Source organism: Rhodococcus sp. Leaf247 (genome assembly GCF_001426185.1).
In the GTDB taxonomy this organism is placed as follows: domain Bacteria; phylum Actinomycetota; class Actinomycetes; order Mycobacteriales; family Mycobacteriaceae; genus Rhodococcoides.
This window is the reverse complement of sequence record NZ_LMRP01000001.1, coordinates 447,696-467,958: the sequence shown is the minus strand read 5'-3', so window position 1 is coordinate 467,958 and position 20,263 is coordinate 447,696. Positions and strand designations below refer to the sequence as shown.

Below are 20,263 nucleotides of genomic sequence, written 5' to 3'. Positions count from 1 at the left end.
GCAGGTGAAGGATCCAACCGATTTACCGCGACGCTCTATTCCGCGCGCCGCTTGGCATCGCCGAACGGCTCGTCCCGTTCCTGCACCGCTTGCCGGAATCCGACTGTGGCAGCACGGGTCTGGAATGCGTAGCCCTCACGGGTGTGCCGGGAGATGCCGTCGAACACGGTGCTGACCATCGTCGACGTGGCGACGCCCGACGCCAGGAGCGAGCTGTTGAGAGCGAGCTTCACCATGATCAGCTGGTTGATCGGCATCCGTGCGATCCGCGCCACCAGGTCCTCGGTCCGCGCGTCCAATCGGTCGGCGGGCGCGGACTCGACGGCGAGGCCCCATTCCGCGGCCTGCTTGCCGGTGAGGCAGTCGCCGGTCAGCAGCAGTCGTTTGGCGCGCTGGTCGCCGAGGCGGTGCGCCCACATGCCTGCCGCGGGGACTCCCCAGACCCGCGTCGGGGGATAGCCGATCTTGGTGTCGTCGGCGCAGATGATCTGGTCGGCGTAGAGCGCGATGTCCGTGCCGCCGGCGACGGCGAAGCCGTGAAGCTTGGCGACGACGGGCTTGTTCGCGTGCAACAGGCTCGCGAAGCCGCGATTGAAGCGGCTCATCATCGCGTAGTCGAGCATCGGATCCCACGTCCCGGACGGGTCGTGGTTGCGGGCTTGGACGACGGGGTCGAGAACCGTGCCGGTGGTGTCTGCGGCGTCGTCGTCGCCCCGGTCCAGGTTCTCGGCGTAGATCGACAGGTCGTAGCCGCCGCAGAAGCCCTTGCCGCGGCCGGACAGCAGCATCACGTGGACACGCGGGTCCAGATCGGCGCGCTCCACGGCGGCAGCCAGCTCGACCGGAGTGTCCGCGGTGATGGCGTTGCCGTGCTCTGGTCGATCGAAGGTGATACGCGCGATGCGCCCGGTGACCTCGTAGGTCAGCGTGCGGTACCGCGGCGACTCGTCGGGCGCGGGTCGACCCTCGAACGGCGAGTCGGCGCCCTCGTCCCAGCCGTCACGCCACGCGGCCGGCCCGTCGCTCATGCGGGCACCTTCGGTGTGGATCGCTCGATGATCGTCGCCGCGTCGATACCGGTGGGGAGGGTTCCGTAGACGCTGCCCCAGTCCCCGCCCAGACGGCTGGAGGTGAAGGCGTCCGCCACGGCGGGGTGTCCGTACCGCACCAGCAGCGAGCCCTGCAGTGCCAGCGCCATGTCGCCGACGATCCGGCGCGCGCGGTGCTCCACCGTCGCGAGGTCCCCGAAGGAATTCTTGAGCGACCGCACCGAGGCGTCGAGCGCCGCGTCGGACCCGGCGCAGCTGTCGAGCTCGTCGAAGAAGACGGCGAGAGTGTCCGGCTGCTTCGCCACCGCCCGCAGGGTGTCGAGCGCCGCGACGTTGCCCGAGCCCTCCCACACCGACAGCAGGGGAGCCTCGCGGTAGAGCCGCGGCATCCGCGACTCCTCCGCATACCCGTTGCCGCCCAGGCATTCCAGAGCTTCTGCGGCATGTGCGGGTCCGCGCTTGCACACAAGATACTTGCTCACGGACAGGCTGATGCGGCGCAGCGCCGTAGCGTGCCGGTCGCCGGCCGTGGCCCGGTCGGTCAGCGCGGCCAACCACAGAGCCACCGTGGTCGAGGCCTCGGACTCGACGGCGAGATCGGCGAGGACGTTGCGCATCAGCGGCTGGTCGACGAGATTCTTGCCGAAGGCCTGGCGGTGCACCGCATGGTGGATGGCTTGCGCAGTACCGGCGCGCATACCGGTGGCAGATCCCAGCGTGCAGTCCAACCGGGTCATGTTCACCATCTCGATGATGGTGGGCACGCCGCGGCCCTCGTCGCCCACGAGCCATGCCGTGGCATCGTCGTATTCGACTTCGCTGGAGGCGTTGGAGTGGTTTCCGAGCTTGTCCTTCAGGCGCTGGATCGCCATGGCGTTGCGGGTGCCGTCGGGCAGGATTCGAGGCAGGAAGAAACAGGACAGGCCACCCGGTGCCTGCGCGAGGACCAGCAGGATGTCGGACATCGGTGCGGACGTGAACCATTTGTGGCCGGTGATGCGGTACGACCCGTCGGGCTGCGGCACCGCCGTCGTCCGGTTGGCACGCACGTCCGAGCCGCCCTGCTTCTCGGTCATCGACATACCGGCGACGAGCCCGGACTTCTCGAGTGGAGCCCGCAGCGACGGATCGTAGGTGCGCGTGGTCAGCAGCGGCTCGTACTGCGCTGCCAGCTCGGAGTTCGCGCGCAGGGCCGGGACCACGGCGTAGGTCATGGAGATCGGGCATCCGTGGCCTGCATCGACCGCGCCCCAGACGCTGAATTTCGCGGCACGCTCGAAATGCGCGTGCGGCGACGGATCGTTCCACGGAGCCCCGTGCATCCCGAATTCGACTGCCGTGCGCATCAACTCGTGATACGCGGGGTCGTAGACCACCTCGTCGATGCGATTGCCGTACCGGTCGTGCGTGTGCAGGACGGGCGGATGCTCCTCCGCCAGGTCGCCCCACCGCTGCGCCTGCTCGCTGCCCGCGAGACGGCCGAGGCGATGCAACTCGTCGAGGGAGTCCGCGGCGCCTTCCCGGTGCAACGCCTCGAGGATCACCGGGTGCTCCGCGACGTCGTGGCCGATCAGCGGCGGGACCTGGTTGGTGACGGTATGGGTCGTGGTCATGACGACTTCCTGACGGGGGAGAGGGAGGCGGGGGATGCGCCGAGTGCGCGCAGGGTGAAGGTGTCGAGCGCGTCGAGGGTGGACGCGTCGGCGTGCCCGCGGGCCAGGGGCAGCACCAGTGCTTCGCCGATGGCGCCGACCAGGCACGAGGCGGTGATGGACGCGTCCTGATCGGGTAGTTCCCCGGCCTGTACGCCTGCCCGGATGGAGGAGGCGAACGCCTCGGCGAACGCCACCCGGAACGCGAGGCGTTCGGTGTCGACGAGGGCATCGATGGGTTCGGCGAGAAGGGCGTAGGCCAGTGTCGGATTCCGTAGTGCGCGTTCGGCGAACGTGCGTACCGAGGCGAGGATGGAGTCGATCGTCGAGCCGGTCCGCGCCGCGTGCGTTCCCGCGGTGGTCGCGGCCGTCACCTCGCGTCCGCACGCGTCCCGGAAGACCTCGGCGAACAGCTCGCCCTTGCCGGGGAAGTAGCGGTAGACGGTGCCCACGCCGATGCCGGCGCGTGCCGCCACGTCCGCCATCGCGCAGCCTGCGTAACCCTGCTCGGCCACCAGTGTCAGTGCGGCAGCGACGATTCCGGACCGCGCAGCGTCGAGTCGCTCTTGAACGGCGGCAGTCCGTCGGTAGGCCATGTCAAGGAGTGAACGCGGATTCCGTTCATGTGTCAAGAGCGCTCAGGCAGCTACCAGCGGGATCCGACGCGGTTGTTGACCAGCAGCACGCCGTCGACGTCGATGTGCGCGGGTGGACGGAACACCATGACGGTGTCCTGGTCGTCCGGAGGTGTCGGGTCGTCGAAGTTGCCGATGCCGCCGAGCAGTCCACGCCAGCGGACCCACCCGCGCGCCTCGTAGAACCCGACGGCCTCGGGAAGTGAATTGAGGACGCCCAGAACATCACTCGACTCGATCTCGGCTTCGATCGCCTCCATGACCGCGGCGCCCTGGCCGGTTCCGCGGAACTCGGGGTCCAGCGCGACGGCCTCGACGAAGCCGCCGTCGAACTCCTTCCCGTCGTGGGCGAGGAGCCGCGGGACCACCGCTGCATGGCCTATCACGCGATCGCCTACCGTGAGGACGGCATGGACGCCACCGAGGGCATGGATCCAGTCGTGAGGTGTGAAGTGCTCACCGAACGCGCCGCGCACCAATCCCTCGCAGGCATGGGTGTCGGCGTCGGACAACTCGTCCGTCGACACGGTTCGAAGCGTTGGTGCGTCGTCCACGGTGTCCCCCCGGGGCAGCAATGGCCGGGCAGGACTCCCGGTCAGTCGTTCGCGTGCAGGATCGAGTTGAGCTCGACTCCCGTACCCTTCCACGGCACGACCTCGACCGCACCGGAGACGGAATTACGGCGGAAGAGAAGATTCGACTTGCCGCTCAACTCGGACGCCTTGATGACGGTGCCGTCCGGTCCGGTGACCTTGGTACCCGCGGTGATGTAGAGGCCCGCCTCCACGACGCAGTCGTCTCCGAGCGAGATGCCCAATCCGGCGTTCGCGCCCAGCAGGCAGCGCTGACCGACGGAGATGACGGCCTTGCCGCCACCGGACAGGGTGCCCATGATCGAGGCGCCACCGCCCACGTCCGACCCGTCGTCGACGACGACGCCGGCCGAGATGCGGCCTTCCACCATCGACGAGCCGAGTGTGCCGGCGTTGAAGTTGACGAATCCCTCGTGCATGACCGTGGTGCCGGACGCGAGGTGCGCGCCGAGGCGGACCCGGTCGGCGTCGCCGATACGCACTCCGGTGGGGAGAACGTAGTCGACCAGGCGGGGGAACTTGTCGATGCTGTAGACGGTGACGTGTCCGCGGGCGCGCAGCTTGGCGCGGGTCGCTTCGAAGCCCTCGACGGCGGCGGGGCCGAAGTTGGTCCACACGACGTTCGACAGCAGTCCGAACTGTCCGTCGAGGTTGACCCCGTGCGGCTGCACCAACCGGTGCGAGAGCAGGTGCAGGCGGAGGTACACGTCGTGAGCATCGGTGGGCGCGTCGTCGAGCGAGCTGATGGTGGTGCGCACCGCGACGATCTCGAGGCCGCGTGCGTCATCCGTGCCGACGAGGGGTGCCAGCTCCGCGGGGATGTCCGACTCGGCGAGACGGGTGGTACCCGTCTCGGCGACCTCACCCAACTCGGGTGCGGGAAACCAGGTGTCCAGCACCGTTCCCGAGGTCGTGATGTGTGCAATGCCGACTGCCGATGCGCCTGTGGTCACGGGTGGAGAGCCTAGAGGAATAAGGTCGGGCAGGTGAGCGCACCCATCACCCTGGACCTGCACGCCGATCCTGTCGACCTCACCGCGGCGCTGGTGGACGTCCCCAGCGTCTCCCGCGACGAGGCCGCTCTGGCCGATGCGGTCGAGAGTGCGCTGCGCGAGCAGACATCCGGCTTCGAGATCGTCAGATTCGGCGACGCCGTGCTGGCCAGGACGAGTCGCGGATTGCCGACGAGGGTGATCCTCGCGGGGCATCTCGACACCGTCCCCATCGCCGACAACGTGCCCAGCAGACGTGAGGGCGACGTTCTGTACGGATGCGGAACCGTCGACATGAAGTCGGGCGATGCCGTGTTCCTGCACCTGGCGGCGACCATCGCGGAACCGAACGCCGATCTGACGTTGATCTTCTACGACTGCGAGGAGATCGAGGCCTCCGCGAACGGCCTGGGGCGCATCGAACGCGAGATGCCCGAGTGGCTGCGCGGCGATGTAGCGATCCTCGGCGAACCGTCGGGCGGCTTCATCGAGGCGGGCTGCCAGGGGACGCTCCGGGTCCGGTTCACCGCGTCGGGGACGCGGGCGCATTCTGCGCGGTCGTGGCTGGGCGACAACGCCGTCCACAAGTTGGGTCCGCTGTTCGAACGGTTGGCCGCGTACGAGCCGCGCAGCGTCGACATCGACGGATGCGTGTACCGCGAAGGTCTGCAGGCCGTGCGGGTGAGCGGCGGAGTCGCCGGGAACGTCGTTCCGGACGAGGCGTTCGTGGACGTGAATTTCCGGTTCGCGCCGGACCGCAGTGTCGAGCAGGCGATCGAGCACGTACGCGAGGTGACGGCCGGTGTCGACCTCGCGGTCGAGGTGACCGACCGCTCACCCGGCGCGTTGCCGGGTCTCGCGGCGCCCGCGGCGGCGGCTCTGGTCACCGCGGCCGGCGGAGAATTCCGTGCGAAGTACGGCTGGACCGACGTGTCCCGGTTCTCCGCGCTCGGCATTCCGGCGGTCAATTACGGGCCCGGCGATCCGAACCTTGCGCACAAACGCGACGAGCACGTTCCCGTCGGACAGATCACCGATGTCGCCGACGTCCTGCGTCGGTATCTGACTGTCACCGGCGGGCACTAACCTCGGCACCATGAACGCGCCTTCACGACCGGGAGACCGCTCGACGAACTATCGCGGGCCGGTCATGGACCGACGCGAGTACGCCGGAACGACCACCGACCAACGCCTCCTCGATTCGCGCGGCCCGTCGGACTGGCTGCACACCGATCCGTGGCGCGTGCTGCGTATCCAGAGCGAGTTCGTCGAGGGATTCGGCGCACTGGCCGAGCTGCCCCGCGCTGTCACGGTGTTCGGGTCGGCGCGAACGAAGCCGGACTCGGCCGAGTACGCCGTCGGGGTCCAGCTGGGCACTGCACTGTCGGCAGCCGGATACGCCGTCGTCACCGGGGGCGGCCCGGGTGCGATGGAAGCCGCCAACAAGGGGGCCTGCGAGTCGGGTGGTTTCTCCGTCGGCCTGGGCATCGAGCTGCCCTTCGAGCAGTCGTTGAACCAGTGGGTCGACCTCGGGGTCAACTTCCGCTACTTCTTCGTCCGTAAGACGATGTTCGTGAAGTACTCGCAGGCCTTCGTCTGTCTGCCGGGCGGATTCGGGACCCTCGACGAGCTGTTCGAAGCGCTGACGCTGGTCCAGACCCGCAAGGTGACGCAGTTCCCGATCATCCTGTTCGGCACCGCGTTCTGGGGAGGTCTGCTCGAGTGGATCCGGACGACGCTGGTGGGCGCCGGAACGGTGTCGGAGAGCGATCTCGAGCTGATCCGCTGCACCGACAGCGTCGAGGAGGCAGTCCGGTGGATCGACGAGAGTCGACAGAGCCTGGCCGAGACCGAGAGCCGATCGAGCGTGACCGAGCAATGACGGCAGTGTGCGTGTATTGCGCGTCCGGTCCGGTGGAGCAGCACTACATCGATCTGGCGGCGGAGGTCGGGACCGAGATCGCTCGACGCGGGGGCACTCTGGTGTCCGGGGGCGGCAACGTCTCGATGATGGGCGCGGTCGCCGCGGCGACCCGCGCCGCCGGAGCGACGACGCTGGGTGTGATCCCGAAGGCACTCGTGCACCGCGAGGTGGCCGACGTGGACTCCGACGAGCTGGTGGTCACCGACACGATGCGTCAGCGCAAGCAGGTGATGGACGAGCGTGCCGACGCGTTCGTCACACTGCCCGGCGGCATCGGCACTCTCGAGGAATTGTTCGAGACGTGGACGTCCGGCTATCTGGGCATGCACGACAAACCGGTCGTGATCCTGGACCCGCAGGGCCACTACACCCCGTTGCTCGAGTGGCTCCGATCGCTGGCCGGGACGGGTTTCGTCTCCGCGAGATCGCTGGACCGGCTCATCCTCACCACGGACGTGGACGCGGCGCTGACCGCCTGTGGGCTACCTCGCACCGTGAACATTACCAACCAGTAAGGTAAGCGTCGTCACAGCCGGATTCGTTGCCGGCTCGCTTGGGAGGGGATCACCACATGGGTGCCGAGGCTCGTCACAAGGTCGGATTGCTCGACATCGCCGCCACACTGCCGAGGATGACCACGGCCCTGCCGAGCGTCCTGCGTGGGCTGCCGGGCTTCCTGCGCAAGCCGGACGACAAGGAGTCCATCGGCCACATCTTCCAGCGTGTCGCCACCAAGACTCCCGACCACCCCTTCGTCAGGTTCGAGGGCAACACCCTGACGTACGGCCAGGCGAACGATCTGGTGAATCGCTACGCCTCCGTGCTCACCGATCGCGGTGTGCAGCGCGGCGACGTGGTCGGCGTCCTGGCGAAGAACTCGATGCGCACCCTGCTGGTCGCTCTCGCGACCGTGAAGCTCGGCGCCACCGCCGGCATGTTGAACTTCAACCAGCGCGGGGAGGTGCTCGAGCACAGTCTGGGCATCCTCGACGCGCGCGTGCTCGTCGTCGACGAGGACTGCGTCGAAGCGCTCGAGTCGCTCGACGAGGCGCTGCCGGAGAAGGTCGTCCTGCACGCCGACGAACTCGACCGCCTCGCGGAGTCGGCGAGCGCCGAGAATCCCGTCGCCACCACCGAGATCCAGGCGAAGGAGAAGGCGTTCTACATCTTCACCTCCGGCACCACGGGTATGCCCAAGGCCAGCCTGATGAGCCACTTCCGGTGGATGAAGTCCATGTCCGGCCTGGGCAGCATGGGCGTACGACTGGACAAGAACGACGTCCTCTACTGCTGCCTCCCGCTCTATCACAACAACGCTCTGACGGTGTCGCTGTCGTCGGTGCTGGCGTCCGGCGCCACCCTCGCCATCGGCAAGCAGTTCTCGGTGTCCAACTTCTGGAAGGACGTCCGCGAGAACGAGGCCACCGCATTCACCTACATCGGTGAGCTGTGCCGCTACCTGCTGACTCAGGACGAGACTCCGCAGGACTCCGACAACACCATCAGACTGATCGTGGGCAACGGACTGCGCCCGGAGATCTGGGAAGAGTTCACCACCCGCTTCGGCATCTCGCGCGTGGCGGAGTTCTACGGCGCCAGCGAGTGCAACATCGCCTTCATCAACGCCTTCAACATCGACCGCACCGCAGGGTTCTGCCCGCTGCCGTACGCCGTCGTGGAGTACGACGACGAGACGGGCAAGGCCAAGCGCGACGACTCGGGTCGCCTGTCGAAGGTCGGTGCCGGCGGCGTCGGTCTGCTGCTGTCGAAGATCACCGATCGTGCGCCCTTCGACGGGTACTCCGACGAGGAGGCGACGAACAAGAAGCTCCTCAAGGACGGTTTCAAGGACGGCGACTGCTGGTTCGACACCGGGGACCTGGTGCGCCAGCAGGGTTTCCGGCACGTCGCCTTCGTCGACCGACTGGGTGACACCTTCCGGTGGAAGGGCGAGAACGTCGCCACCACCCAGGTGGAGGGTGCGTTGAACTCGCATCCGGACGTCGATCAGGCCGTGGTCTTCGGCGTCGACATCGACAAGACGGACGGTAAGGCAGGAATGGCCGCGGTGACGCTGCGCGGGGGAAAGTCCTTCGACGGCAACTCCTTCGCCCAGCACGCCTACAAGAACCTTCCCGGATACGCGGTTCCGCTGTTCATCCGCGTCGTCGAGTCCCTCGAGGCCACCTCGACGTTCAAGAGCAAGAAGGTCGAGCTCCGCAAGATCGGCTACGGCGACGGTGACGGCGACCTGTACGTCCTGAAGGGCAAGTCCGGCGGATACGTCGAGAGCTACGACGGCTACGTCGACGAGGTCGGCGCCGGAAAGCTGCCCAAGGGCTGAACCCTTAGCGGTCGGGACATGTGTGAAGTACCCTTCTCATGTGAAAGGTACTTCACGCTGTCGACCGGAACGAGGTCTCCATGAACACTGCCGAGGGTCGAAGCCGGTGGGGACGTACGAGACTAGGCTCGCGGGACGTCTCGGCCATGGCGGTTTCCGTCCCGTCCGGCATCGTCCTCGCCGCTGTCATGGGCGCTCTCGCGGTCTCGGTCGGCATGGCCGGCTCGGACGCCCTTGTCGGTTTTCTGGTGTTCTCTTTCTGCCTCGCTGCGCCGTGCGTCGGTGTCGTGTGGGTGTCGGTGGTCGACCGCGCGTCGGTTCGCGGCGCTGTGGTGCACGAGGAGGAGTCGGTCGAGTCCTCGTGGTACGGCCGAGCAGCGGCAGGGTCTTTCACCGACGTCGTCGCATTCGCCGGTCTCGGAGCTGTGGTCCTCACTGCGGTCGGAGACAGTGTGGACGGCTCGCTGGTGATGGCGAGTGTGGTCGTCGCGGCGGCAGTCAGCTTCGGTATCCGCTACGGCATCGCCGCGCGACGATCCACCCGGTGAAGAACTCTCTCCCGGAGCTTCGACGCGCCAGGCAGTGGTCGCAGCAGCGTCTGGCCGACGAGGTCGGAGTGTCCCGTCGCACCATCGTGTCCATCGAAACGGGCAAGTTCGACCCGTCGCTGCCGTTGGCTTTTCGGCTCGCCGCGACGTTCTCGCTGCGCATCGACGACATCTTCGAGCCCTGAACGGGTGACCGGGCATCATGGTGACGTGAGCGAACCCGGCGCGACCGTCATCCCGAACTCGACATTGTGCGGCAAGCCGGTGGCTACGGACCGGGCACTCGTCATGGCCATCGTGAACCGCACACCCGACAGCTTCTACGACCAGGGCGCCACGTTCGGCGACGACGCGGCCATGGACGCCGTACGCCGCGCGGTGGACGAGGGCGCCGACCTCGTGGATATCGGGGGAGTCAAGGCCGGACCCGGCGCCACCGTGGACGCCGAGGAAGAGACGCGGCGGGTGGTGCCGTTCGTCGCCGCGATCCGCGCCGCGTACCCGGATCTGGTCATCAGCGTCGACACCTGGCGAGCCGACGTCGCGCGTCTCGCCTGCGCCGAGGGCGCGAATCTGATCAACGACACCTGGGCCGGTGCGGATCCCGAGCTGGTCCACGTCGCCGCCGAGGTGGGTGCCGGCATCGTCTGCTCACACACCGGCGGCGCCGTTCCGCGCACTCGCCCGCACCGCGTCCGCTATGCCGACGTGGTGGCCGACGTGGTGTCCGAGGTGACCCGTTCCGCCGAGAATGCGCGTGCGGCGGGCGTCCGACTCGACGGAATCATCGTCGATCCGACCCATGATTTCGGCAAGAACAGCTATCACGGGCTCGAACTGTTGCGTCGGATCGACAGTCTTGTAAACACCGGATGGCCTGTGCTGATGGCGCTGAGCAACAAGGACTTCATCGGGGAGACTCTGGGTGTAGGACTTGCCGAACGCTTGGAGGGAACGTTGGCCGCGACAGCTTTGACGGCATCACAGGGCGCTCGGATGTTCCGAGTGCACGAGGTGGCAGCAACGAGACGGGTCGTCGACATGGTGGCAGCGATAGCCGGCACCAGGGCACCCGCGCGAACAGTGCGAGGTTTGGCATGACACTGGCAGGCATGATCACCCCGGCGACCGACTGGGACCGCATGAACAGTTGGGACAGCCCGTCCTGGACCCTCGAGGAACTCGAGGCCGCGAAGGGCGACCGCACCGTGTCCGTCGTCCTCCCCGCGCTCAACGAGGAAGAGACCGTCGCCGGCGTCATCGACACGATCAGTCCGTTGCTCGGACGCATCGTCGACGAGTTGGTCGTCCTCGACTCCGGCTCCACCGACCGGACAGCGATCCGGGCGACGGCGGCAGGCGCCACCGTCGTCTCGCGCGAGGAGGCCGTTCCGGAATTCGCACCCGCGCCGGGGAAGGGCGAGGTGCTCTGGCGTGCGATCGCCGCCACGACGGGCGACCTGATCGCCTTCGTGGACTCGGACCTCATCGATCCGGATCCCCAGTTCGTCCCCAAGCTCCTGGGCCCGCTTCTCACGACGGACGGTATCCACCTGGTCAAGGGCTATTACCGACGGCCGTTGGCAGGATCGGCGGAGGCTCACGGCGGAGGCCGGGTCACCGAACTCGTCGCCCGACCGCTGCTGGCCGCGTTGCGACCCGAGCTGGGTCGCGTCATCCAGCCTCTGGGCGGCGAATACGCGGGTACTCGGGAACTCCTGTCCTCGGTGCCGTTCGCGCCGGGCTACGGAGTCGAGATCGGCCTGCTGATGGACACCTACGACCGTCTCGGGATGGACGCCATCGGTCAGGTGAACCTCGGAGTCCGCCGCCACCGCAATCGTCCGCTCGTCGAACTGGGCGCGATGAGTCGCCAGATCGTCGGGACGATGCTCGCCAGGGCAGGAATCCCGGATTCGGGCGCCGGTCTGACGCAGTTCGTTCTGGACGGGGAGACGTTCGTTCCCTCGGTCACCGATGTCTCGCTCGCCGACCGGCCGCCGATGCGAACCGTACGGCCGTGGGTGGACAAGACCTGGGTGGACAAGACGAGGGGTTGAGGCGTGGCAGGATCGCCTCATGGTGACGATCCTGCTGTACGTCGTCGTGATCGCCGTCGTGGCGGTGGCTCTGTTCCTTCTCGCGTCCGTCGTCTTCGGGCGTGGAGAAGAGATGGAACCGCTGCCCGAAGGCACCACGGCAACTGCTCTGCCCGCACGCGGTATCGCGGGACGAGACGTGCGGGCTCTGCGGTTCTCGATCACGCTGCGCGGTTACGACGCCCGTGAGGTCGATTGGGCGCTCGATCGTCTGGCTGTCGAGTTGGACAGTCTGCGGTTGCGCCTGAAGGAGCAGGAACCGGCGGCGCCCGTCGACTCGGGTGCGGAACCGGCGGAGGTCACCGAGGAGCCACCTCGGTGACGATGCCGGGCTCCGACGGCCGCATCCGCTGCGCGTGGGCGGGGGACCCGTCGCTGGACCCGCTCTATGCGGCGTATCACGACGACGAGTGGGGTGTTCCCGTCCACGGACGCTCCGCGCTCTTCGAGCGGATCACCCTGGAAGCGTTCCAGTCCGGCCTGTCGTGGATCACCATTCTGCGTAAGCGGGAAGCGTTCCGGGCCGCCTTCCGCGGGTTCGATCCCGCGCTGGTCGCACAGTTCGGCGAGGACGACGTCGAGCGTCTGATGTCCGACAGTGCGATCGTGCGCAACCGAGCGAAAATTACTGCGACAGTGCGCAATGCGCGGGCCGTCGTGGATCAGGACATCGATCTGGACGCGGTGCTCTGGTCCTTCGCGCCACCGGCACGACCGCGGCCGTCGACGCTGACGGATGTCCCGGCGGTCACGGCGGAATCGACCGCGCTCGCTCGGACTCTGAAGAAGGCCGGGCTGTCGTTCGTCGGACCGACGACCGCCTACGCACTGATGCAGGCGACCGGAATGGTCGACGACCATGTCGCCGACTGCTGGGTTCCGGCGCGCTAGTACACACCCGCTCCACCGCTGTTCGAGGGTGTCCGTTACCCGCGGATCCGGAGGATAGGGAACAATAAGTTCACGAGCCTCGTCGGACCCCGCCGAGGCGCGACCGAATTGATGCAGCGCGCAATGCAGGTCAGCGCAGATCTGGAGGGAGCAGAGAATGGCGGCCATGAAGCCCCGGACCGGGGACGGTCCGCTCGAGGCGACCAAAGAGGGACGAGGAATCGTCATGAGGGTTCCACTCGAAGGCGGAGGACGCTTGGTCGTCGAACTGACTCCCGACGAGGCGGCAGCCCTGGGCGACGAGCTCAAGGGCGTCACCAGCTGAACACCGGCACTCCCTGCGAACGGCCCCACCGACCGGTGGGGTCGTTCCTTTTTCCTACCGCGCGAGGCAAGGAGGGCATCGGATGAACGACGACGCGGTTGCTCTCCTGATGTGTCCGCACTGCGGAGCGGACCTCGAGTCGGACGGTACGCAGGTGCTGTGCGATCGCGGGCACACCTTCGACGTGGCGCGGCAGGGTTACGTGAGCCTGCTGTCCGGCTCGGGAGGGAAGATCGTCGGTGACTCGACCGAGATGGTGGCCGCTCGCGAGCAGTTCCTCGACGGCGGGTACTACGACCGCCTGATGGACGCTGTGGCCGACGCGTGCGTCGACACTCGGACGGTGCTCGACATCGGCGCCGGGACGGGCCACTACCTTGCCCGCGCCCTCGATCGTGCCGGAGCGACCTCGGTGGGCATCGGACTCGACGTGTCCAAGGCGGCCGCACGGCGTGCAGCACGCGCACACCCCCGCATCACCTCGGTCGTCGCCGACGTCTGGAACCACGTACCGGTCCGAACGGAGAGTGTCGACGTCGTTCTGTCGGTGTTCTCCCCCCGCAACGCTGCCGAGATCCACCGCGTGCTCACTCCCGGGGGGCGCCTGGTCGTGCTCACGCCGACCGATCGTCACCTCGTGGAGTTGGTGGACGATCTCGGTCTCGTCCGGGTCGACGAGAACAAGACACGACGACTCGGCGACACCCTCGCCGGACGGTTCGAGCGGGAGCAGCGCACCGCGGTCAGGTACCCGATCTCCCTGGGCCACGACGAGGTCGCGGCCGTGGTGGGAATGGGCCCCTCCGCCCGGCACGTGTCCGCCGACGATCTGCGAACACGTGTCGAGGCGATGCCGACTCCCCGCGAGGTCACCGTGTCGGTGACCGTCGGGGTCTACGCCCGCGCTGCCGCGACGTCGACGGCAGCCGAGTAGACCTCCATCGTCTGCTGGGCGATGGACTCCCAGGAGAACTCCGCGACCGCGCGTTCACGCCCGGCGACTCCGTACTGCGCAGCCCGCGATCCGTCGGCGACGAGAGCATTCACCGCGGCAGCCAGGTCGGCCTCGAAGGCGGCCGTGTCCGCGGCGTCGTAGTGCACCAGCGTTCCGGTGGCGCCGTCGACGACCACCTCGGGGATGCCTCCGACGTCGGACGCGACGACGGCCGTCTCGCACGCCATCGCCTCGAGATTGACGATGCCCAGCGGCTCGTACACGGACGGACACACGAAGACCGTTGCTGCCGAGAGGATCTGACGGATCTGCTCGGTGGGAAGCATCTCGCGGACCCAGAACACGTTGCCGCGGCTCTCGATCAGCGCGTCGACTGCCTGCTCGGTCTCGGCGGCGATCTCGGGGGTGTCGGGAGCGCCGGCACACAGCACCAACTGGATCGACGGGTCGAATGCGTGCGCGGCAGCGACGAGGTGCCCCACGCCCTTCTGCCGGGTGATGCGGCCGACGAAGGCGACGATGGGGGCATCCGACCGCACACCGACGGCGTCGAGGGCGGACGGCTCGCCGTCGGCTGCGCCACCCGCATGCCAGACGTCGGTATCGATTCCGTTGCGGACGACGTGAACCCGCGCCGGGTCGATACCCGGGTAGCAGTCCAGGACATCGGCCTTCATCCCGTCACTGACGGCGATGACGGCGTCGGCGTTCTCCATCGCGTTGCGCTCGGACCACGACGAGACGCGGTATCCGCCGCCCAACTGTTCCGCCTTCCACGGCCGACGAGGCTCGAGGGAATGCGCGGTGAGGACGTGGGGGATGCCGTAGAGCTCGGCTGCGAGATGACCGGCCAGTCCGGTGTACCAGGTGTGGGAGTGCGCGATGTCGGCGTCGCCGGCAGCATTCGCCATCCGTAGGCCGGTCGACAGCGTCGTGAGCGCCGGATTGGCGTCGGCCAGTTCGGGGTCGGGGGAGTGCACGGTTGCCGTGTCGCGCGGTGCGCCGATGCAGTGCACGTCGACCTCGCACAGGGCGCGGAGTCGCTCGACCAACTGCGTCACGTGGACGCCGGCGCCGCCGTAGATCTCAGGTGGATATTCCTTCGTCATCATCGCCACTCGCATGAGACGAACGTAACGCGTCGGGGTGCATTCGGCCTATACGTAGCGATTGCTCGTCACAACCGGATAGGTTGACTGTTGTGAGGACCCAGCCGCATGTACTCGGGATCGTGCTCGCCGGCGGCGAGGGCAAACGCCTGTATCCGATGACCGCTGATCGAGCGAAACCCGCCGTCCCTTTCGGTGGCGCCTACCGCCTCATCGACTTCGTGCTCAGCAACCTGGTGAACGCGGGGTATCTGCGACTCTGTGTTCTGACTCAGTACAAGTCGCACTCGTTGGACCGCCACATCTCTCAGACGTGGCGACTCTCGGGCTTCGCGGGTGAGTACATCACTCCGGTCCCGGCCCAGCAGCGTCTCGGACCGCGCTGGTACACGGGTAGCGCGGACGCCATCTTCCAGTCGATGAATCTCATCACCGACGAGGACCCCGAGTACATCGTCGTGTTCGGCGCCGATCACGTCTACCGCATGGACCCCGAGCAGATGGTGCAGCAGCACATCGACTCGGGTGCGGGCGTGACCGTCGCGGGCATCCGTGTACCTCGCAGTGAGGCAACGGCTTTCGGCTGCATCGACAGCGACGCGTCGGGCAACATCACCGAGTTCCTCGAGAAGCCGAAGGACCCGCCGGGTACCCCCGACGACCCGACCATGACGTTCGCGTCGATGGGCAACTACGTGTTCACCACCAAGGTGCTCGTGGACGCCATCCGCGCCGACGCCGAGGACACCGACTCCGATCACGACATGGGCGGCAACATCATTCCCGCTCTCGTCGCGGCAGGGATGGCGTCGGTCTACGACTTCAAGGACAACGTCGTTCCCGGCGCCACCGAGCGGGACAAGGGTTACTGGCGCGACGTCGGAACACTCGACGCGTTCTACGACGCCCACATGGACCTGGTGTCCGTGCACCCGATCTTCAACCTCTACAACAAGCGCTGGCCGATCCGCGGATCCGCGGACAACCTCCCGCCCGCCAAGTTCGTCCAGGGCGGCCTGGCGCAGGAATCCATCGTCGGCGCGGGATCCATCCTGTCCGGTGCGACCGTGCGCAACTCGGTGCTGAGCTCGTCGGTCATCATCGACGCGGGCGCGACGGTCGAGGGAAGCGTCATCATGCCGGGCGTGCGCATCGGGAAGAACGCCGTCGTGCGCAACGCCATCCTGGACAAGAACGTCGTCGTCGGCGACGGCGAGATCATCGGCGTCGATCGCGACCGCGATGCGGAGCGGTTCAACGTCAGCGCCAACGGCGTCGTCGCCGTCGGCAAGGGTGTCTGGATCTAGGTCACTCCGGCACGCGCGAGGCGCACAGCAATCCGTCGCCGAGCGGGAACACGACGGCCGTGAGGCTGTCGTTCTCCGCGATGGCACGTGCCGCGGCACGAACCGCCACCGTCGCCTCGTCGCGTGACGACGCGTCGGCCACCCGCCCACCGAGCAGCGCGTTGTGCAGGATCAAGGCCCCGCCGGGGCGCAGCATCCGCACACCCTCGGCGACGAACCCGACGTGGTCACGTGGGGTGGCGTCGATGAACACCAGGTCGTAGGACGCATCCGCGAGGCGGGGGAGGACGTCCAGTGCGCGGCCGTTGATCAACCGGGTGCGGGACGCGGCGATACCGCCGGATCGGAACGCTTCCTTCGCGGCGCGTTGATGCTCGGGCTCCGTGTCGATGGTGGTGAGAACACCGTCCGACCGCATGCCGTCCAGCAGCCACAGCCCGCTGACGCCGGCGCCCGTGCCGACCTCCACGACGGTTCGCGCACCGGACAACTGGGCCACCATGCTGAGCACCGCGCCGACCGAGGCGGGGACGGGGGCGGCGCCCAGATCGACGGCCCTCTCACGGGCGGCCAGCAGGACCTCGTCCTCGACGACGGATTCCTCGGCGTAGTGCAGCATCTTCGCGGCGTCGACAGTCACGCGAAAACCCTAACGCGTCGTGACCACTCACGTGTCGGCCTGTGAACTCTCAGCCGACACTCAGCCTCTTCACACGGGTCGCACACATGTCCGCGAGAGAGTTGACCTCACGAGAGTTCGCCACAGCTTCGGTCGCGTGCAGAACGGGTACCGGAACAACTCGGACCGAACAGGAGTTCACCGATAGACATGATGACCGACCCGCGCGAACACGCCGACCTGACGACACCGGTCGAGACCGAAGAGCTGTCCGGAACTGCTGTCTTCGATGCCACCGGCGATGCCACCTCCATGCCGTCCTGGGACGAACTCGTACGCGAGCACGGCGACCGGGTGTACCGGTTGGCCTACCGCCTGTCCGGCAACGCGCAGGACGCCGAGGACCTGACCCAGGACACGTTCATCCGGGTGTTCCGGTCCCTGCAGAACTATCAGCCGGGAACGTTCGAGGGTTGGCTGCACCGCATCACCACCAACCTTTTCCTCGACATGGTCCGCCGTCGGAACCGCATCCGCATGGAGGCGCTGCCCGAGGACTACGACCGCGTCCCGTCGGACACACCCGACCCGGAGCAGATCTATCACGACGCGCGTCTCGACCCCGACCTGCAGGCCGCTCTCGACTCGCTGGCACCCGAGTTCCGCGCCGCGATCGTGCTGTGCGACATCGAGGGTCTGTCCTACGAGGAGATCGGCGCGACCCTGGGCGTCAAGCTCGGAACCGTCCGGAGCCGCATCCACCGAGGTCGCCAGGCTCTCCGCGACCATCTCGCCACGAGCCGTGAGATGCGGGCATCGCTCACCCCGTCGGAGTGACGCCGCAGTAGTACCGTCGTGACGGTGACGTCGGTCTTCTGCCGGGAACTTCCGCGCGGTGTCCGTCGTTAGTGTTCGAGGTCGTTAGTGTTCGAGTACGTGACCACATCCGGACGTGCGTGAAGTGGAGGTAGGAATGACACGGGCACGCGAACCGCGAAAGTTCAGCCCCACCGATCACCTCGCGAGCGAGGCGATCGCCGCCTACGTCGACGGCGAACTCCGCATGAATCCGTATCTGCGGGCCGCGCACCACGTCTCCGAGTGCCCGGCGTGCGCCGCCGAGGTCGACGCCCAGCAGCAGGCGCGAATCGCTCTGCAGGCCTCGCCCCAGATGTCGATGCCGTCGTCCCTTCTCGGCCTGCTGAGCCAGATTCCGCAGTGCACCCCGCACGACACGACGCGTCCCGAGCCGTCCTTCGGTTCCGGTCTCCGCCACGGCCTGGGGTCGGTCGTCGGCTCGCGCTTCCGTCGGCGGTAGCGTGCACAGGTGACTCCAGCCGACGAGTACCGCCCCACCGGCGACAGCAAGGACGACGCGGACACACCGCGACTCCCTCCTCGTCCGCTCTACCGTCCGACCATCGACTCGCACGTCGTCCGTGCGTTCGGTCGGCCGCACGGTATCCGTGACTCCTTCGGCGACGACCGGACTCGTCGCCGCGAAACCCCGTCCATTCGTGTCGGTGCGCCCGACCCCGTGCTGACCGAGGCTTTCGGTCGGCCCCCCGGTGTCGCCGAGTCGCTGGTGCGTGAACCGGAGGCGCCCGAGCCTGCCTCGGAATCGGCCCCCGAGAATCCGTGGCGCATCCCGTCGTCCCGCGTGATGTCGGTGTCGCCCGCCGTGGACGAACCGGAGCCTGCTCCTCTCGCACCCGGCACCAGGATCGGCGCGCGCGAGGTGCTGTTCGGACGCCGAGTCTCCACGGGCGCGCTGGCGTCGCTGGCCGGGGTGGCTCTGGTCATCGGTCTGCTGGGCGGCGTCGTCGGCAGCATCGCCGCCGATCTCGGAGGCTCGCTCACCAGTTCCCGCGTCACCCTCGAGCAGGGCGGGGGCGAGTTGCCGCAGGGCCAGGTGGCGCGCGTCGCCGAGGCGGTTCTCCCCTCGGTCGTCTCGGTCCAGGAGACGTTCGGCGGCAATGCCGGCACGGGCTCCGGAGTGGTCATCGACGGCAGCGGCTACATCGTCACCAACAACCACGTCATCTCGATGGCGGCTACCAATCCCGGTGCGACACTGAACGTCACGTTCTCCGACGGCACCAAGGTGCCCGCGCAGATCGTCGGGCGCGACACCAAGACCGACCTCGCCGTACTCAAGACGGATGTCGCGGATCTGACGGTGGCGCAGCTCGGTAAGTCCTCGGACGTCGCGGTGGGCGACGACGTCGTCGCCGTCGGATCGCCGCTCGGCCTGAGCAAGACGGTCACGCGTGGCATCGTCAGTGCACTCGATCGTCCCGTCCGTCTGTCGGGAGAGGGCACGGATACCGACGCGGTGATCGATGCCGTGCAGACCGACGCCGCCATCAACCCGGGCAACTCGGGTGGTCCGCTGATCGATGCGGAAGGTCGCGTCATCGGCATCAACTCGGCCATCCGCAGCGAGAGCGGGGGATCGGTCGGGCTCGGTTTCGCCATCCCTATCGACGACGTCACCGCGGTCGCGCAGTCGCTGATCCGCACCGGAACCATGACCCACCCGGACATCGGAGTCAGTGTCCGCTCGGTGGTCAACGACGCGCTGACCGGTGCCGAGGTGGCCAACGTGACCGCCGGTGGTCCGGCGCAGCAGGCCGGGATCGCCGAGGGCGACGTGATCGTCCGCGTCGGAGACCGCACGGTCAGCGGCGCCGACGAGCTCACGGTCGCCGTGCAGGAACAGCAGATCGGACAAGCAGTACAGGTTCAGCTGGTCCGGTCGGGACGCACGGTGGACGTGTCCGTCACCCCGGTCTCGGATGCGTAGGCTGTAGGGGTGTTCTCGAACATCGGCTGGGGCGAGATGATGGTGCTGCTCGTCGTCGCACTCGTCGTCCTGGGCCCGGAACGACTTCCCGGCGCCATCACGTGGACGACGAAATCGCTGCGTCAGGTCCGTGACTACGCCAGCGGCGCGAGTCAGCAACTCAAGGACGAGCTGGGCACGGACTTCGACGACCTGCGCAAGCCGCTCGCCGATCTGAACCAGCTGCGCGGCATGAGCCCGCGCGCGGTGATCACCAAGCACCTTCTCGACGGCGACGATTCGATCTTCACCGGCAAGTTCGACGAGAAGCCGCAAACTCCGGCCGGCGGTTCCACGCCGAACATGAGCAAGTCGCCCGGCGCACCGCTCCCCACCGGGGAGCGGCCGCCGATCGATCCGGACGCGACCTAACTCG

Annotated in this window: 24 protein-coding genes; 17 read left to right on the top strand and 7 right to left on the bottom strand. The window is 67.6% G+C overall.

Features of this window, described 5'->3' with window-relative positions:
- Nucleotides 1-35: 35 nt before the first annotated feature.
- From ASG64_RS02130 to dapD, 5 genes are all read right to left on the bottom strand, one after another.
- A complete protein-coding gene (locus ASG64_RS02130; RefSeq protein WP_056069565.1) occupies nucleotides 36-1,028 on the bottom strand; it encodes a crotonase/enoyl-CoA hydratase family protein in 993 nt (330 codons plus the stop codon).
- Nucleotides 1,025-2,662 (bottom strand): acyl-CoA dehydrogenase family protein, encoded by a 1,638-nt coding sequence (locus tag ASG64_RS02125; protein ID WP_056069562.1) that lies wholly within the window; start codon nucleotides 2,660-2,662, stop codon nucleotides 1,025-1,027. Before ASG64_RS02125 ends, ASG64_RS02130 begins: the two co-directional genes overlap by 4 nt.
- Nucleotides 2,659-3,297 (bottom strand): TetR/AcrR family transcriptional regulator, encoded by a 639-nt coding sequence (locus ASG64_RS02120; protein ID WP_056069558.1) that lies wholly within the window; start codon nucleotides 3,295-3,297, stop codon nucleotides 2,659-2,661. The genes ASG64_RS02125 and ASG64_RS02120 overlap by 4 nt, the downstream gene beginning before the upstream one ends.
- A gap of 50 nt (nucleotides 3,298-3,347) precedes the next feature.
- Nucleotides 3,348-3,863, bottom strand: a complete 516-nt coding sequence (locus ASG64_RS02115; RefSeq protein ID WP_056069555.1) for a GNAT family N-acetyltransferase — start codon at nucleotides 3,861-3,863, stop codon at nucleotides 3,348-3,350.
- A 68-nt stretch (nucleotides 3,864-3,931) separates the two neighbouring features.
- Entirely contained in the window at nucleotides 3,932-4,882 is a 951-nt protein-coding gene (dapD, locus tag ASG64_RS02110) for a 2,3,4,5-tetrahydropyridine-2,6-dicarboxylate N-succinyltransferase (protein ID WP_082043275.1), read from the bottom strand.
- 33 nt (nucleotides 4,883-4,915) lie between these two features.
- Here dapD and dapE point away from each other — a divergent pair, with 33 nt between their 5' ends.
- The 12 genes from dapE to ASG64_RS02055 all read left to right on the top strand — a co-directional run bounded on the left by dapE (nucleotide 4,916) and on the right by ASG64_RS02055 (nucleotide 13,986).
- Nucleotides 4,916-6,007, top strand: coding sequence for a succinyl-diaminopimelate desuccinylase (gene dapE, locus ASG64_RS02105; RefSeq protein ID WP_056069552.1), 1,092 nt, complete (start codon nucleotides 4,916-4,918; stop codon nucleotides 6,005-6,007).
- A 10-nt stretch (nucleotides 6,008-6,017) separates the two neighbouring features.
- Complete coding sequence (locus ASG64_RS02100) at nucleotides 6,018-6,803, top strand: TIGR00730 family Rossman fold protein (RefSeq protein WP_056069549.1); 786 nt, start codon at nucleotides 6,018-6,020, stop codon at nucleotides 6,801-6,803.
- Entirely contained in the window at nucleotides 6,800-7,360 is a 561-nt protein-coding gene (locus ASG64_RS02095; protein WP_056069548.1) for a TIGR00730 family Rossman fold protein, read from the top strand. The genes ASG64_RS02100 and ASG64_RS02095 overlap by 4 nt, the downstream gene beginning before the upstream one ends.
- 56 nt (nucleotides 7,361-7,416) lie before the next feature.
- Complete coding sequence (locus ASG64_RS02090) at nucleotides 7,417-9,189, top strand: long-chain-acyl-CoA synthetase (RefSeq protein WP_056069544.1); 1,773 nt, start codon at nucleotides 7,417-7,419, stop codon at nucleotides 9,187-9,189.
- A 146-nt stretch (nucleotides 9,190-9,335) separates the two neighbouring features.
- Nucleotides 9,336-9,737 carry a hypothetical protein gene (locus ASG64_RS02085; protein ID WP_042574720.1) on the top strand — a complete coding sequence of 134 codons (402 nt, stop codon included), beginning with the start codon at nucleotides 9,336-9,338 and terminating at the stop codon, nucleotides 9,735-9,737.
- A complete protein-coding gene (locus ASG64_RS02080; RefSeq protein WP_042574719.1) occupies nucleotides 9,734-9,922 on the top strand; it encodes a helix-turn-helix transcriptional regulator in 189 nt (62 codons plus the stop codon). The genes ASG64_RS02085 and ASG64_RS02080 overlap by 4 nt, the downstream gene beginning before the upstream one ends.
- A gap of 103 nt (nucleotides 9,923-10,025) precedes the next feature.
- Entirely contained in the window at nucleotides 10,026-10,838 is an 813-nt protein-coding gene (gene folP, locus ASG64_RS02075) for a dihydropteroate synthase (protein WP_082518290.1), read from the top strand.
- Nucleotides 10,835-11,797 carry a glucosyl-3-phosphoglycerate synthase gene (locus ASG64_RS02070; RefSeq protein ID WP_056069537.1) on the top strand — a complete coding sequence of 321 codons (963 nt, stop codon included), beginning with the start codon at nucleotides 10,835-10,837 and terminating at the stop codon, nucleotides 11,795-11,797. Before folP ends, ASG64_RS02070 begins: the two co-directional genes overlap by 4 nt.
- A 19-nt stretch (nucleotides 11,798-11,816) precedes the next feature.
- A complete protein-coding gene (locus tag ASG64_RS02065) occupies nucleotides 11,817-12,158 on the top strand; it encodes a DivIVA domain-containing protein (RefSeq protein WP_042574716.1) in 342 nt (113 codons plus the stop codon).
- 2 nt (nucleotides 12,159-12,160) lie between these two features.
- Nucleotides 12,161-12,727, top strand: a complete 567-nt coding sequence (locus tag ASG64_RS02060) for a DNA-3-methyladenine glycosylase I (RefSeq protein ID WP_042574715.1) — start codon at nucleotides 12,161-12,163, stop codon at nucleotides 12,725-12,727.
- A gap of 157 nt (nucleotides 12,728-12,884) precedes the next feature.
- Nucleotides 12,885-13,052 carry a DUF3117 domain-containing protein gene (locus tag ASG64_RS21080; protein ID WP_003406247.1) on the top strand — a complete coding sequence of 56 codons (168 nt, stop codon included), beginning with the start codon at nucleotides 12,885-12,887 and terminating at the stop codon, nucleotides 13,050-13,052.
- Nucleotides 13,053-13,134: 82 nt separating this feature from the next.
- The gene (locus ASG64_RS02055) at nucleotides 13,135-13,986 is read left to right on the top strand and encodes a methyltransferase domain-containing protein (protein WP_056069533.1); all 852 of its coding nucleotides are present in this window, start codon (nucleotides 13,135-13,137) and stop codon (nucleotides 13,984-13,986) included.
- Here ASG64_RS02055 and glgA read toward each other — a convergent pair.
- On the bottom strand, nucleotides 13,947-15,131 hold the full coding sequence (glgA, locus tag ASG64_RS02050; RefSeq protein WP_042574713.1) for a glycogen synthase: 1,185 nt from the start codon (nucleotides 15,129-15,131) through the stop codon (nucleotides 13,947-13,949). The two genes, ASG64_RS02055 and glgA, sit on opposite strands and share 40 nt — an antisense overlap.
- A gap of 77 nt (nucleotides 15,132-15,208) precedes the next feature.
- Between glgA and glgC the strand changes: the two genes are divergently transcribed.
- Nucleotides 15,209-16,423 carry a glucose-1-phosphate adenylyltransferase gene (glgC, locus tag ASG64_RS02045; RefSeq protein WP_042574712.1) on the top strand — a complete coding sequence of 405 codons (1,215 nt, stop codon included), beginning with the start codon at nucleotides 15,209-15,211 and terminating at the stop codon, nucleotides 16,421-16,423.
- Between the two features lies 1 nt (nucleotide 16,424).
- Here glgC and ASG64_RS02040 read toward each other — a convergent pair whose 3' ends face one another.
- Nucleotides 16,425-17,042 carry an O-methyltransferase gene (locus ASG64_RS02040; RefSeq protein WP_042574738.1) on the bottom strand — a complete coding sequence of 206 codons (618 nt, stop codon included), beginning with the start codon at nucleotides 17,040-17,042 and terminating at the stop codon, nucleotides 16,425-16,427.
- A gap of 210 nt (nucleotides 17,043-17,252) precedes the next feature.
- Between ASG64_RS02040 and sigE the strand changes: the two genes are divergently transcribed.
- From sigE to tatB, 4 genes are all read left to right on the top strand, one after another.
- On the top strand, nucleotides 17,253-17,879 hold the full coding sequence (gene sigE / locus ASG64_RS02035) for an RNA polymerase sigma factor SigE (RefSeq protein ID WP_042574711.1): 627 nt from the start codon (nucleotides 17,253-17,255) through the stop codon (nucleotides 17,877-17,879).
- 136 nt (nucleotides 17,880-18,015) lie between these two features.
- Complete coding sequence (locus tag ASG64_RS02030) at nucleotides 18,016-18,360, top strand: zf-HC2 domain-containing protein (RefSeq protein WP_056072483.1); 345 nt, start codon at nucleotides 18,016-18,018, stop codon at nucleotides 18,358-18,360.
- Nucleotides 18,361-18,369: 9 nt separating this feature from the next.
- On the top strand, nucleotides 18,370-19,848 hold the full coding sequence (locus ASG64_RS02025) for a S1C family serine protease (protein WP_056069530.1): 1,479 nt from the start codon (nucleotides 18,370-18,372) through the stop codon (nucleotides 19,846-19,848).
- A 9-nt stretch (nucleotides 19,849-19,857) separates the two neighbouring features.
- On the top strand, nucleotides 19,858-20,259 hold the full coding sequence (gene tatB / locus ASG64_RS02020) for a Sec-independent protein translocase protein TatB (protein WP_042574709.1): 402 nt from the start codon (nucleotides 19,858-19,860) through the stop codon (nucleotides 20,257-20,259).
- The last annotated feature ends 4 nt before the right edge of the window (nucleotides 20,260-20,263 follow it).